At 70.7% G+C, this 12,660-nt stretch carries 12 protein-coding genes; 4 read left to right on the top strand and 8 right to left on the bottom strand.

Annotated elements, in window-relative coordinates; translation table 11 throughout:
* Window positions 1-7: 7 nt before the first annotated feature.
* The 4 genes from MU522_RS05380 to MU522_RS05365 all read right to left on the bottom strand — a co-directional run bounded on the left by MU522_RS05380 (window position 8) and on the right by MU522_RS05365 (window position 4,398).
* On the bottom strand, window positions 8-1,027 hold the full coding sequence (locus MU522_RS05380) for a TRAP transporter substrate-binding protein (protein ID WP_246993009.1): 1,020 nt from the start codon (window positions 1,025-1,027) through the stop codon (window positions 8-10).
* Between the two features lie 35 nt (window positions 1,028-1,062).
* Complete coding sequence (locus MU522_RS05375; protein ID WP_246993007.1) at window positions 1,063-2,385, bottom strand: TRAP transporter large permease; 1,323 nt, start codon at window positions 2,383-2,385, stop codon at window positions 1,063-1,065.
* Window positions 2,386-2,388: 3 nt separating this feature from the next.
* Window positions 2,389-2,943, bottom strand: coding sequence for a TRAP transporter small permease (locus tag MU522_RS05370; protein ID WP_246993003.1), 555 nt, complete (start codon window positions 2,941-2,943; stop codon window positions 2,389-2,391).
* Window positions 2,944-3,036: 93 nt separating this feature from the next.
* On the bottom strand, window positions 3,037-4,398 hold the full coding sequence (locus MU522_RS05365; protein ID WP_128190214.1) for a Gfo/Idh/MocA family oxidoreductase: 1,362 nt from the start codon (window positions 4,396-4,398) through the stop codon (window positions 3,037-3,039).
* Between the two features lie 161 nt (window positions 4,399-4,559).
* Here MU522_RS05365 and MU522_RS05360 point away from each other — a divergent pair, with 161 nt between their 5' ends.
* The 3 genes from MU522_RS05360 to MU522_RS05350 all read left to right on the top strand — a co-directional run bounded on the left by MU522_RS05360 (window position 4,560) and on the right by MU522_RS05350 (window position 6,855).
* Window positions 4,560-5,057 carry a hypothetical protein gene (locus MU522_RS05360; RefSeq protein ID WP_246992999.1) on the top strand — a complete coding sequence of 166 codons (498 nt, stop codon included), beginning with the start codon at window positions 4,560-4,562 and terminating at the stop codon, window positions 5,055-5,057.
* Window positions 5,058-5,371: 314 nt separating this feature from the next.
* On the top strand, window positions 5,372-5,842 hold the full coding sequence (locus MU522_RS05355; protein WP_246992998.1) for a hypothetical protein: 471 nt from the start codon (window positions 5,372-5,374) through the stop codon (window positions 5,840-5,842).
* A 26-nt stretch (window positions 5,843-5,868) separates the two neighbouring features.
* The gene (locus MU522_RS05350) at window positions 5,869-6,855 is read left to right on the top strand and encodes a Gfo/Idh/MocA family oxidoreductase (RefSeq protein ID WP_246992996.1); all 987 of its coding nucleotides are present in this window, start codon (window positions 5,869-5,871) and stop codon (window positions 6,853-6,855) included.
* Window positions 6,856-7,017: 162 nt separating this feature from the next.
* Here MU522_RS05350 and MU522_RS05345 read toward each other — a convergent pair whose 3' ends face one another.
* Window positions 7,018-7,305 (bottom strand): DUF2277 domain-containing protein, encoded by a 288-nt coding sequence (locus MU522_RS05345; protein WP_246992993.1) that lies wholly within the window; start codon window positions 7,303-7,305, stop codon window positions 7,018-7,020.
* Between the two features lie 132 nt (window positions 7,306-7,437).
* Between MU522_RS05345 and MU522_RS05340 the strand changes: the two genes are divergently transcribed.
* On the top strand, window positions 7,438-9,147 hold the full coding sequence (locus MU522_RS05340; RefSeq protein WP_246993460.1) for an HNH endonuclease signature motif containing protein: 1,710 nt from the start codon (window positions 7,438-7,440) through the stop codon (window positions 9,145-9,147).
* A 33-nt stretch (window positions 9,148-9,180) separates the two neighbouring features.
* On the opposite strand, the gene MU522_RS05335 is transcribed toward MU522_RS05340, so the two are convergent.
* From MU522_RS05335 to MU522_RS05325, 3 genes are read right to left on the bottom strand one after another with little or no spacing between them, the layout of a single operon-like run.
* Window positions 9,181-10,026, bottom strand: a complete 846-nt coding sequence (locus MU522_RS05335; RefSeq protein WP_146354418.1) for a transglutaminase family protein — start codon at window positions 10,024-10,026, stop codon at window positions 9,181-9,183.
* The gene (locus MU522_RS05330) at window positions 10,023-10,952 is read right to left on the bottom strand and encodes an alpha-E domain-containing protein (protein WP_128189099.1); all 930 of its coding nucleotides are present in this window, start codon (window positions 10,950-10,952) and stop codon (window positions 10,023-10,025) included. Before MU522_RS05330 ends, MU522_RS05335 begins: the two co-directional genes overlap by 4 nt.
* Window positions 10,952-12,658 (bottom strand): circularly permuted type 2 ATP-grasp protein, encoded by a 1,707-nt coding sequence (locus MU522_RS05325; protein ID WP_246992991.1) that lies wholly within the window; start codon window positions 12,656-12,658, stop codon window positions 10,952-10,954. The genes MU522_RS05330 and MU522_RS05325 overlap by 1 nt, the downstream gene beginning before the upstream one ends.
* Window positions 12,659-12,660 lie beyond the last annotated feature (2 nt).

The following is a 12,660-nucleotide window of genomic DNA, read 5'->3' as shown; positions in this document are numbered from 1 at the left end:
CCGTGGATCACATCTCGCGGATCTGCGAGACCCAGGTCTGCACCTGGTCGGGCAGGCCCTCGACGACGGGCTGCGTCGCCTCGACCCATGCCTCGCGGTCGGTCACCTCGCTGAACTCGGCGCCGGCCTCCTCGAGCTGCTCGCGGTAGTCGGCCATGTTCGCGACGGTGTTGTCGGTGTACTCCTCGCCGACCTCGTCAGCGACCTCGAGGATCGCCTCGCGGATGTCCTCCGGGTAGCCCTGGAGCGCCTCGTCCCACATGATGAAGTGGTAGTTGGCGAACATGTGGTTCGTCTCGGCGATGTTGGGCGCGACCTCGTGGATCGAGTTGAAGAGGATCGCGTCGAGCGGGTTCTCCTGGCCGTCGAGCACGCCCGACTCGAGCGCCGAGTAGACCTCGTTGAACGCGAGCGCCTCCGCGCGGGCGCCGAGGGCGTTCCACGTGTCGAGCATCGTCTGCGCGGAGGGCGTGCGGATCGTGAGGCCCTGGACGTCGCTGAGCTCCGTGACCGGCTCCTTGGTGGTGAGCTGGCGCGGGCCGCGGTACATGTCGCCGAGCAGCGCGTAGCCGGAGGCGTCGGTGACCGCGGTCTTGATCTCGTCGCCCAGGTCGCCGCCCCAGACCTCGAAGAACTGCTCCTCGTCCTCGTAGAGGAAGGGGGCGGTCTCGACGGAGGCGAGGTCGGTGTAGGCCTCGACCGAGAGCATCGACTCGATGACGATGTCGACGCTGTCGATCTGCAGGCCGTCGATCATCTCCTCCCACGTGCCGAGGGTCGAGTCGGAGTGGACCTCGACGGTGACGCGACCGTCGGTCGCCTCTTCGATCCGCTCGGCGAACTGCTCGGCAGCCCACTGGCGCGGGTCGGTGGTGGAGCCGGCGTGGCCGAGGACGAGCGTGTACGTCTCGCCCGAGTCGCCGGTGCCTGCGTCGCCCGACTCGGTCGGGGCGGCCCCGCCGGTCGAGCAGCCTGCGAGAGCGAGGGCGACGATGCCGACGCCCGCGAGGAGCTTGGTGGTGCGCATGGTGCTTCCTTCCTTGGTGGTTCTGGTGGGTGCGATCACTCGCCGAGCAGCACGGACGGCAGCCAGAGCGAGATCTGCGGGATGTAGGTGATGAGGAGCATGTAGATCAGGCCGACGAGCAGGAACGGCCACGAGGCGCGGATCGCCGAGATGAACTTCACCTTCGAGATCTCGGCCGACAGCATCAGCGCGATGCCCACGGGCGGCGTGATGAGGCCGATGCCGAGGTTGACGACGATGATGATGCCCAGGTGCACCGGGTCGACGCCGAGCGACGTCATGACCGGCAGCAGGATCGGCGTGATGATGATGAGCGCCGCGTTCGCCTCGATGAACATGCCGGCGATGAGCAGCATGATGTTGACGAGGATGAGCAGCACCACGAGGTTGTCGGTGAAGCCGAAGATCGCCTCCGCCGCCGCCTGCGGCACGCCGCCCGAGGTGAGCGCCCACGAGTAGAGCTGCGCGGCGGCCAGCACGAGCATGATGAGGCCGACCATGAGGCCCGACTCGGCGAAGGCCGTGACGAGCTTCTTCCACGTCAGCTCGCGGTAGACGAAGAGCCCGACGAGCAGCGCGTAGACCACGGCGACCGCGGCGGCCTCGGTGGCGGTGAACCAGCCGAAGCGGATGCCCGCGAGGATGATGAGCGGCAGCAGCAGCGCCGGCAGCGAGCCGACGAGCGACGGCCAGAACTTCGGCCGCTCCTCCTTCGGCGTCTTCCCGATCATCTCGAGGTTGGTCGTGTTGGCGATCATCTCGTCGGTGAAGCCCTGCTTGCGCACCGTCAGGTGCACGGCGACCATCAGCATCGCGATGTAGAGGATCGCGGGGATGATGCCGGCGAAGAAGAGCGCGCCGATCGAGGTGCCCGAGACCACCCCGTAGACGATCATCGTGATCGACGGCGGCATGATGGGCGCCACGATGGGCGCGGCGGCGGTGACGGCGGCCGCGTAGGCGGCGCGGTAGTTGCGCGCCTTCATCGCGGGGATGAGGATGCGGCCGAGGCTCGAGATGTCGGCGACGGCCGAGCCCGAGATGCCGCCGAAGAACAGCGCCGACAGCACGTTGGTCTGCGCGAGCCCGCCGCGCATCCCGCCGACGATCGAGTCGGCGAGGCTCAGCAGGCGCTTCGTGATGCCGCCGGCGTTCATGATGCCGCCGGCGAGGATGAACAGCGGGATGGCGAGCAGCGCGAACGGCGTGATGCCGGCGACGATGCGCTGGGCGCCGATCGTCAGCGGGGTGTCGGTGACGAGCCAGAGGGTGATGATCGAGGCCAGCGCGAGCGCGAAGCCGATGGGGACGCGCAGGAGCATCGCTCCCACGAAGTTGCCGAGCAGCAGAGGACCCATGGGTTACACCTCACCCTTCACGAGCACGTCCTCATCGGACTGGAACAGCACCTTCGACGGGAGCGGGTCGACGTCGGGGTCGGGGTTGCGGACGAGCTTCCACCAGGCCTCGATCGCGAAGAGCGCCGAGATGCCGGCGCCCACGGGCACGGCGAGCGAGATGTAGCCGAAGGGCAGGTCGATGCCGGGCATGTTGCGGCGGAGCGCGCTCGGGAGCGCGTCGATGCCGTAGAAGACGAGCACGCCGAGCGTGAAGAGCACGAGGGCGCTCGCGATCGTGGTGATCGTGACGCGCAGCCAGCGGTGCTTCGGCGCGTACTCCCAGATGTCGAGCACCATGTGCCGGCCCTGGCGCACGCCGAGCGAGATCGCGAGCATCGACAGCCACACGAACGACAGCGCGGCCACCTCGGTGGTCCACGAGGCGGAGTCGCGGGTGACGTAGCGGGAGATGACCTGCCAGGTGACGGCGACGGTGATGACCGCCAGGAAGGCCACGCAGAGCCATTGGACGATCGTGTCGAGCGTCCCCATGATCTTCTCGATCAGTCGGGGCATGAGTTTCGCTCCTTTGCGAAGTGGGCGGCGACAGTGCTGCTGAGGAAGAGTGAACCGTCTCCGCGTTCTACTGTCAACAGTAGAACGCGACGGTTATCGAATCGTGACCGCGTGCTCGCTGCGGAACTCGTCCTCGAGCTCGCGACGGAACCGCACGGCCGCGAGCGACGCATCCGCGTCGACGTCGTCCCACGTGACCGAGCGGTCCTTGGGCACGTCGCGGATGAGCTTGGCGCCGTGCGCGAGGCCGAGCGGCAGCGCGCGGTGCTCGAGCGAGAAGCTCGCGGGGCGCAGCTTGCCGAAGACGGTGAAGCCGCCCTCGCCGTCGAGCGTCTCGCCGGCCTTCAGGTCGCGCTTGGCCGTCGTGACGACGTCGCCGCGGAAGCCCGTGGGGGCGCCGGTGGCCTCGCCGCGCAGCACGGCGCTCGCGATCGAGACCCCGAGCTCGAGGCCGATCATGTGGTACGGCCGGTAGAGCGAGCCGTAGCGGCCCGTCTCGTCGGTCTTGACGCCATACTCGGCGAAGCACTGCACGGCGTAGTCCGTCTTGGCCTCGAAGGTCACGTAGACGCCCCAGCGCAGGTCGCGCTCGACCTCGGTGCCGTCGCGGTGCAGGCTCGACGCGATCTCGACCGTGCCGCGCTGGTCGAGCTGGCCGCCGATCTCGCGCGGGCGGAAGATGTGCGGCAGGTCGTCGACGCCGGCCGGCGGGAAGTGCAGGCCCTCGAGCTGCGGCGTGAGGCCCGTGCCGTTGGCGACGGCCGCCATCTCGATCGCCGACTTCGTGCCGTCGAGGAACGAGTTGAACATCTTGGGGTTGAAGTCGCCCGACGAGAGCTGCTCGTCGGTGAAGCCGTAGTGGTCCCACACGGTGTCGGGCGTGGAGTAGTGGTACTCGGGCAGGTACTTCGTGCCCTTGCCGGCCGCGACCACGTCGAAGCCGACCGTGCGGCACCAGTCGACGAGCTCGCTGATGAGGGCGGGCTGGTCGCCGTAGGCCATCGAGTAGACGACGCCGGCGGCCGCGGCGCGGCGCTGCAGCAGCGGGCCGACCATGCAGTCGGCCTCGACGTTGACCATGATCACGTGCTTGCCGTTGTCGATCGCGGCGACCGCGTGGTCGGTGCCGACGATCGGGTTGCCGGTGATCTCGAGGATGACCTCGACCGACGGGTGCTTGATGAGCGCCATCGAGTCGTCGATCACGGCGGTGAGACCGGTGCGCGCTGCCTCGTCGAGGCTCGTGGCGGCGTAGCGGTCAGCGCTCCAGCCCGTGCGGGCGAGCGCGTCCTTGGCCTTCGGCACGTTGATGTCGGCGACGCCGACCACGTGGAACTCCGGCGTGACCGAGGCCTGCGTGAGGAACATCGAGGCGAACTTGCCGGCACCGATGACGCCGACCCGGATGGGCCCTGCGCTCTCGGCTCGGCGCTGCAGCAACGAGTACAGGTTCATGGACTGCTCCTTTGCAGTGGATCTCTCGGACGATGCGCGTGTCCGACTGTTGACAGTAGAACGTGGTGGGCGGATGCGTCAAGCGCGGCTGGGTGGGTGCGGCGCGTCGCCGCTGTGGAGAGCGCGGGCCCTCGGTGCGGCCGTTCGCGTAACCTGCCCGCATGCTCGCCAGGCTCGGATCAGGTCTCGCGCTCGCAGCGGTCGCAGCGCTCGCTCTCGTCGGCTGCTCGCCGCCGGAACCGGTCGCGACCGACGAGGATCTGCTAGCCGAAGCGACGGCTTCGTTGAACTCGTTCTATACCGTTGCCGAGCAGCAGTTCGAGCGAGGGGAAGCGCGCCCGGACGACTTCAGCGGGATAGCCACGGACAGTTTCGCGGATGAGTACTCCGCGCAAATCCAGGACATCCTCGACACCGGCGCCACCAGTCGCGGCGTGCCCAGCGTCAGCGCAATCGAACTCACCGGCCGAGACACCTCGAGCGCACGGTTTATCGTCTGTTTGGACGCGACCTCCGTGGAAACCGTCAGGTCAGACGGCGAGCAGTTGACCGGGCAAGCCGTGGCTTGGGACGCAGAATTCGAGCTAGCTCCGGACACCGCAGAGCTGTTGCTCTCCAACATCGAGGTCGCTACGGATCAGAGCCCATGCAATCTCTGATCGTCGCGCTCGCCGTTCTAGCGGGAGCCATCGCGAGCACAGGCGCGGGGGACGGCTGCTCTGAAGCTGAAGTGGCCGCGGGTCTCTGCACCGTCGAAATAGTCGAGGGTGCAGTCGTGATCGGGGGCACGATCGGAGGCCCTCCGGAACCCGGCGCTCCGGGCGAGGGCACCTCGCCCGTCATCATCGAGGAGCGGTTGTCACCGTATGAAGAGTGCCTCGCGGCTGGCGGGACAGAGGACTCATGCGGTCGCCTGAACTTCGGCGTCATCGACAACCGCCCCGGAGTCGCGGACGTCGGCGAGCCGATCACCATGAACGACCTCGCCGCGTTCCGGCCGCTGGTCGGCGAACTCGTCGTCGAGCCCGACGGGTGGGGCGTCGTCGGCACGCCGACGAACTTCTACGCGACGGCCGAAGCGCACACGATGGACGGCGAGCTCTTCGACGTGCCCATCCGGGTGCGGTGGACGCCCTCGTCGTACGTCTTCGACTACGGCGACGGCACGGTCGAGGAGACCGAGGCGTCGGGCGCCGCCTGGCGAGGGCCCGAGGAGTCGTGGACCGAGACGGCCACGAGCCATGCGTACGCGACGACGGACGATGTGCGCGCATCCGTCACCGTCGTCTTCACCGCCGAGGTCGACGCCGGCGGCGGCTGGTTCGCGGTGCCGGGCACGCTGCCGGTCGAGGCGCCGGCCGTCGACGTGAAGGTCTTCGAGGTCGACACCGTGCTGACGAACGGCGACTGCATGGCGAACCCGTCAGGGGCGGGGTGCGGTTGAGCGCGGCGCGCCCGTAGAGTCGCGACATGACGACCACCTGCCCCGGCTGGGGCATCCTCGGGCCCGGCCGCATCGCCGACGCCTTCGCACGCGACCTCGCGACCGGCGGCCACCGCCTCGTCGCCGTCGGCAGCCGCAACGGCGAGCGCGCCGCAGCCTTCGCGGCCGAGCACGGCATCCCCAACGTGCACGCCTCCTACGAGGCGCTCGTCGCCGACCCCGACGTCGACGTCATCTACATCGCCACCCCGCACTCGCACCACCGCGAGCACGCGCTGCTCGCGATCGAGGGCGGCAAGCACCTGCTCATCGAGAAGGCGATCACCACCACGGGCGACGACGCCCAGGCGATCGTCGACGCGGCGCGCGCGAAGGGCGTCTTCGTGATGGAGGCGATGTGGACGCGCTTCCTGCCGACCATGGTCGCCGTGCGCGAGCGCATCGCGGCAGGCGACCTCGGCGACGTCGTCGCGGTGAACGCCGACCACTCGCAGATGCTCGACCTCTCCCCCGGCAGCCGCCTCATCGAGCCGTCGCTCGGCGGCGGGGCGCTGCTCGACCTCGGCGTCTACTGCGTCTCGCTCGCGCACGCCGTGCTCGGACCGGTGACGCGCATCCAGGCGTCGGGCGTCGTCGACGCCGCGGGCGTCGACCACCGGGGCGCCGCCATCCTCGAGCACGCCGGCGGCGGCATCTCGACCGTGACGTTCTCGATGGAGACGCTCGGCTCCAACCGCGCCACGATCTCGGGCACCGACGGCGTCATCGAGCTCGACCCCGCGTTCTACACCTGGACCCGCTACGCGCGCCGCCACGCATCCGACCACGCCGCGATCGCCGAGGCCTTCGAGCCCGACATGCTGGGGCGCGGCATGCAGTTCCAGGCCGCCGAGGTCGAGCTCTGCATCGCCTCGGGCAAGCTCGAGAGCGAGCTCATGCCGCTCGACGAGTCGGTCGCGATCATGCGGGTGATGGACGAGATCCTGCGCCAGATGCGCGCGCTGGAGCTATGAGCGGAGGCCCTTTCGGGCCTCCGCCGCGACGCCAGCGCCGACGCCCGTCCCGGGCGTCGGGAACCGTTGGGCCGTGGATGCGCGGTGGTCTCGAGACGCGCTCGGCCTCCGGCCGAGCGCTCCTCGACCAGCGAGGGGTGCTCCTCGACCAGCGGATGAGCGTCAGCTCGCGGCCGCCGCCGCCTCCCGCTCGGCGATGCGCGCCCGCACCTCGGGGCGGCGCAGCGGCGGCACCGTCTTCGGCGGCTGGCGCCGCTCGGGCAGGTCGTCGAGCAGGTGCCGCGTGATGTGCGCGACCTCGGCGACCGCCCGCTCGAACGCCTCGCGCGTGCGGTCGGTCGGATGCGTGATGCCCGACACCTTGCGCACGTACTGGCGCGCAGCCGCCTCGACCTCGTCGTCATTCGCGGCCGGCTCGAGGCCGCGCAGCTCGGTGATGTTCCTGCACATGCGGCCAGGGTAGGCGTGCCGCGGAGGCACTCGCCAGGGCCGTCGACGCTCTCGACGCGCCCCGTGCACAGGCCGCCTCCGATGTCAGTGGCCCCCTCTACCTTGGTGGCGACGAAGGGGTCGAGGGTGACGATGATCGAGCAGGCGGAGGCAGCGGTGCAGGCCGCGCGCGCCATGCTCACCGGCGCCGCCGACCTCGCGCGCGCCTCCGACGCCGAGGTCGTCGAGCTGCTCGCGCGCACCGCTGAGCTCTCGCGCATCGTCGACGCGCAGCGCGTGCGCCTGGCCGGCGAGATCGCCGAGCGGTCGCGAGGCTCCGTCGACGAGTCGCTGTGCCGCCGGCTCGGGCAGCGCAGCGCGAAGGAGGTCGTCGCGTCGACGTTCGGCATCCGGGCGGGCGACGCGCAGGCGATGCTCGCACTCGCCGCGGCCACGAGACCCGCAGTGGGGGTCTCGGGCGCCGACATCGCCGCGCGCTACCCGCGCGTGGCGCAGGCGCTCGACGCCGCCGCCATCTCGCTGCCGCAGGCGCGAGCCATCGTGCAGCAGCTCGAGCCTGCGGCGCCCCGTGCCGACCTCGACCAGCTCGCCTGGGCCGAGCAGCAGCTCGTGACGGCGGCGACCGACCCCGACTGGCCGCTCGGTCCCGAGCTGCTCGTCACGCAGGCACGCGCCTACGTCGCGGTGCTCGATCCCGACGGCGTGCTCCCGAGCGCCGAGCGGCAGCGGGCGCTGCGCAGCCTGCGCCTGCGGCAGCAGCCCGACGGCATGTGGCAGCTGCAGATGCTGTGTCCGCCCGAGGCGGGGTCCGCCCTCAAGGCGCTGCTGGATGCGTACACGTCGCCACGAGTGCGGGTCGCGTTCCGAGACAGCGGGGCGGGGGCCGATGTCGGCTCTGACGACGGCACCATCGAGGCCCTCAGCGCTCCCGCCGATCTCCGGACCGACGAGCCGGTCGACGACCGCACGCCCGAGCAGAAGCGCCACGACGTGCTCATCGCGCTCGTGCAGGCGCACGCCTCCTCCGGCGGCGCCCCGGTCGCGGGCGGGGAGCCGCCGACGCTCGTGCTCACCGGCACGATCGACGCGTACGCGGCGTACCTGCACGGCGTCGAGCACGCCGATCGCACCCTCACCATCGAGCACACCGGCGACCTCGTGCCGATCGAGACAGTCGACCGACTGCTGTGCGATGCGCTCGTGCAGAAGGTGGTGCTCGACGAGCGAGGGCACCCGCTCGCGCTCGGCCGCGCCGACCGCCTGTTCAGCCGCGCGCAGAAGGCCGCGCTCGCCAAGCGCGACCAGGGCTGCATCACCCCGGGCTGCGGGATGCCGGTCGCCTGGACGGAGGCGCACCACGTCGTCTGGTGGGAGCAGGGCGGCGCGACCGACATCGACAACGGCGTGCTGCTGTGCAGCCACTGCCACCACGAGGTGCACGCAGGCCGCCTCCGCGTCGTCACCGCGAGCGACCGGCCGGGCGACTGGCGCGTCGTCGCCGAGCTGCACGCCGCGAGTCGCTACGCCCGGACCCGGCGCACCACGACCGCTGCAGGATCCGCGCGAGTCGCGACGGCCGCTCACGCCGCGGCGAGCGCCGCGGCGAGCGCCGCGGCCGTCAGGATCGCGGCCGACGCGGCCATCAGCCCGAAGCTCGCCGCCGGATCGGAGCTCGCGCCCGCAGTGCCGCCGTCATCCCCGGTGCCGACGGTCCGCGCGCCACGGCGCCCCCGCGCATCCGTCGAGGCACGCCTGCGCGGCATGGCCCGGGCGCGACCCGACGGTCCGCCCCCGCCGGCGTTCGACCTCCGCCCGCCCGCGCACATCGTGATGCGCACCTGACGGGGAGTGCTCCGCCGCGCCATGCTCCGCCGGTCAGCTCTCCTTCGTGATCTCCACGCTCACGAAGAGCTGCGACTTGCCGGCACCGGCGTAGACGCCACGCAGCGGCGGCACGTCGTTGTAGTCGCGGCCGAGGCCGACCTTCACGTGCCGCTCGCCGATGTCGATGAGGTTCGTCGGGTCCCACGCGTTCCACTCGCCGGTGAACCACTCGACCCACGCGTGCGACTCGCCGCGGATCGTCTCGCCGATCTGCGCGTTCGGCCGCGGGTGCAGGTAGCCCGACACGTAGCGCGCCGGGATGCCGACCGCCCGCAGCGCGCCGATCGTGATGTGCGCGATGTCCTGGCAGACGCCCTTGCGGTTCGTCCACGCCTCGGAGGCGAGCGTGTGCACGTGCGTCACGCCCGACATGTACTCCATCTCCTCGCCGACCATGCGGGCGATGGCCGATGCGGCGGCGCCCGGCGACGGCGACGCATCCTTGATCTCCTGCGACGCCCGCACGAGGTCGTCGGTCGGGCGCGTGCGCACCGTCTGCCCGAGCTGCTCGACGTGCTGCGTGGCGCGCGAGGCGACCTTCTCGAGCTGCTCCCACGACAGGTCGTGGCCGCCGGTGAGGCGCGGGCGCACCTCGACGAGGCTCGTCGCCGTCAGCTGCAGCTCGGTGTGCGGCGCGAGCACGTCGAACGAGACGACCTTCGTGCCCCAGTAGTCCTCGTACGTGTTGATCGAGGTGTTGGGGCGGATGTCGAGGTTGGAGTAGATGACGAACTGGCCGTCGCTCGTCGACGGCAGCATGCGCGACTCGTTGTACGAGGCGACGGCCGGCTGCTCGTAGCGGTAGCCGGTGGTGTGGCGGATGCGGATGCGGCTCACGATGCCTCCCTCGTCCAGGCGGGCATGTTGTGGGTCGGGAAGTAGCGCTCCCGCACCGCGTGCGAGACGGCGGTCGTCGTGGTCTGCACCTTGTCCATCACGGTCGGCAGGTTCTCGATGATCTCCTGGATGGGCGTGAACTCGAGCTCCGCACGGATCTGCCCGAGCATCCGCTGGGCCTGGTCGACGTAGCCGATGCGGTCCTGCCTCGGCTCGATGTCCTGCAGGCACTCCTCGGCGCCGCGCACCGAGAAGAGGATCGAGCGCGGGAAGAGCCGGTCGAGCAGCAGGAACTCGGCCGCGTTCGTGCTCGAGGGCACGCCGCGGTAGGTGCGCAGGTACGCCTCGTAGGCTCCCACCGAGCGGAGGATGGTCGTCCACGAGGGGCCGGATGCCTCGGTCAGCGCCCGGGTCGCGAGCAGTCGGGCGACCATGTCGGCCCGCTCGATGAAGCGGCCGAGCGTGAAGAAGCTCCACGCGTCGTCGCGGCTCGCGGTCGAGTCGGCCATGCCGCCCGCGAGCGCCGCGCGCTCGCGCACCCAGCCGAACATGACGTGCACCTGCTCGGGGTTCACGCGGCGCGGCATGTTCGCGTAGGTGGCGTTCAGCACCTCCCACAGCTCGGTCGAGATGATCTCGCGCGCACGGCGGGCGTTCTCTCGCGCCGCGTTCACCGAGTAGGCGATCGAGGCGGGCTGCGTGCGGTCGGTCGCGAGCGTGTTGACGACGTCGACGCGGGTGAGCTTGCGATCCGGCGGCGCGTCGTGGCCCATGACGCCGAGCAGGGCGCGGCAGGCGGTGTCCTCGTCGACCGCGACGTCCTCGAGGAGGAGCTGCAGGTAGACGTCGAGGATGCGCGCGGTGCCGTCGGCGCGCTCGATGTAGCGGCCGATCCAGAACAGGCTCTCGGCGATGCGGCTGAGCATCATGAGCGCTCACCTCCTGTCTGCTCGGTGCGGGATGGTCTCGAGACGCCGCCTGCGGCGGCTCCTCGACCGGCGGGGTCGAGCGCCTGCTGCTGCTGCTCCTCCTGGCCGGCGCGGCCGCGGGGGGCGTCCTGCGGGCTCTGGTCCTGCGGGTGCTCATGGCCGCCGACGATGCTGATCGGGCGCGTGAGCGGCTCGCCGCTCGCGCCGAACTCGGCGTCGTGGTCGATCTGCGGCAGCTGCTCGCGGGCGCCGGCGAGCACCCAGGTGTCCTTCGAGCCTCCGCCCTGGGAGGAGTTGACGACGAGCTGGCCCTCGGGGAGCGCGACGCGGGTGAGGCCGCCCGGCAGCACCCACACATCCTTCCCGTCGTTGACGGCGAAGGGGCGCAGGTCGACGTGGCGGGGGCGCATGCCGTCCTCGACGAGCGTCGGGATGGTCGATAGCTGCACGACCGGCTGCGCGATCCAGCCGCGCGGGTCGTCGAGCAGTCGCTGCTTGAGCGCCTCGAGCTCCTCCTGCGTCGCGTCGGGACCGACGACGAGGCCCTTGCCGCCGGAGCCGTCGACGGGCTTCACGACCAGCTCGTGCAGGCGGTCGATGACCTCCTCGAGCGCGCCCGGATCCTCGAGCCGCCACGTGTCGACGTTCTTGAGGATGGGCTCCTCCGACAGGTAGTAGCGGATGAGCTCGGGCACGTACGTGTAGACGAGCTTGTCGTCGGCGATGCCGTTGCCGACCGCGTTCGCGATCGTGACGTTGCCGAGGCGCGCGGCGAGCATGAGGCCGGGGCTGCCCAGCATCGAGTCGGCGCGGAACTGCAGCGGGTCGAGGTAGTCGTCGTCGACGCGGCGGTAGATGACGTCGACTCGCGCCGGGCCCTCGGTTGTGCGCATGTAGACGCGACCGCCGCTCGTGAACAGGTCTCGGCCCTCGACCAGCTCGACGCCCATGAGGCGCGCGAGCAGCGTGTGCTCGAAGTAGGCGGAGTTGTAGACGCCGGGCGTCAGCACCACGACGCGCGGGTCGTCGACGCCCGCGGGCGCGGCGGCGCGCAGCGCGTGCAGCAGCTTGTCGCAGTAGTCGCCGACGGGGCGCACCCGCATCGACGAGAACATCTCGGGCAGCGTCTGCGCGATGACGCGGCGGTTCGAGATGACGTAGCTCACGCCCGAGGGCACGCGCACGTTGTCCTCGAGCACCCGCCACTCGCCGGCCTGGTCGCGGATCAGGTCGATGCCCGACACGTGGATGCGCACGCCGTTGGCGCCGGTGATGCCGGCCGCCTGGCGGTGGAAGTGGGTGGAGGTGCTGATGAGCTTCGCGGGGATGATGCCGTCCTCGACGGCGCGCTGCGGGCCGTACATGTCGGCGAGGAACGCCTCGAGCGCCCGCACCCGCTGCTGCACGCCCGACTCGACGTGGCGCCAGTCCTCGGCGGTGATGATGCGCGGGATGGCGTCGAGCGGGAACGGCCGCTCCTCGCCCGCGAAGTCGAAGGTCACGCCCTGCGCGAGGTAGGAGGTGGCGAGCGCGTCGGCGCGGGCCCGGAGGTCGTCCTTGGTGAGCTCGCTCAGCGCGTCGTACAGCGGCTTGTAGGGGCCGCGCGCCTCGCCCTTGCTCTCGAACATCTCATCCCACGCCGTGCCCTCGCGCTTCCGCGGATTCGCGAAGGGCTTGTCGTAGTCGTCGAAGAGGTCGCCCATGC

Origin of the sequence: Agrococcus sp. SCSIO52902 (assembly GCF_022983135.1) — a bacterium.
Lineage (GTDB): Bacteria > Actinomycetota > Actinomycetes > Actinomycetales > Microbacteriaceae > Agrococcus > Agrococcus sediminis.
This window is presented reverse-complemented; position numbering and strand designations above follow the sequence as displayed.

Bases quoted from the DNA above. Each gene is read 5' to 3' on its own strand.
- MU522_RS05380 (WP_246993009.1), bottom strand. From the start codon at position 1,027: ATGCGCACCACCAAGCTCCTCGCGGGCGTCGGCATCGTCGCCCTCGCT.
- MU522_RS05375 (WP_246993007.1), bottom strand. From the start codon at position 2,385: ATGGGTCCTCTGCTGCTCGGCAACTTCGTGGGAGCGATGCTCCTGCGC.
- MU522_RS05370 (WP_246993003.1), bottom strand. From the start codon at position 2,943: ATGCCCCGACTGATCGAGAAGATCATGGGGACGCTCGACACGATCGTC.
- MU522_RS05365 (WP_128190214.1), bottom strand. From the start codon at position 4,398: ATGAACCTGTACTCGTTGCTGCAGCGCCGAGCCGAGAGCGCAGGGCCC.
- MU522_RS05360 (WP_246992999.1), top strand. From the start codon at position 4,560: ATGCTCGCCAGGCTCGGATCAGGTCTCGCGCTCGCAGCGGTCGCAGCG.
- MU522_RS05355 (WP_246992998.1), top strand. From the start codon at position 5,372: ATGAACGACCTCGCCGCGTTCCGGCCGCTGGTCGGCGAACTCGTCGTC.
- MU522_RS05350 (WP_246992996.1), top strand. From the start codon at position 5,869: ATGACGACCACCTGCCCCGGCTGGGGCATCCTCGGGCCCGGCCGCATC.
- MU522_RS05345 (WP_246992993.1), bottom strand. From the start codon at position 7,305: ATGTGCAGGAACATCACCGAGCTGCGCGGCCTCGAGCCGGCCGCGAAT.
- MU522_RS05340 (WP_246993460.1), top strand. From the start codon at position 7,438: ATGATCGAGCAGGCGGAGGCAGCGGTGCAGGCCGCGCGCGCCATGCTC.
- MU522_RS05330 (WP_128189099.1), bottom strand. From the start codon at position 10,952: ATGCTCAGCCGCATCGCCGAGAGCCTGTTCTGGATCGGCCGCTACATC.
- MU522_RS05325 (WP_246992991.1), bottom strand. From the start codon at position 12,658: ATGGGCGACCTCTTCGACGACTACGACAAGCCCTTCGCGAATCCGCGG.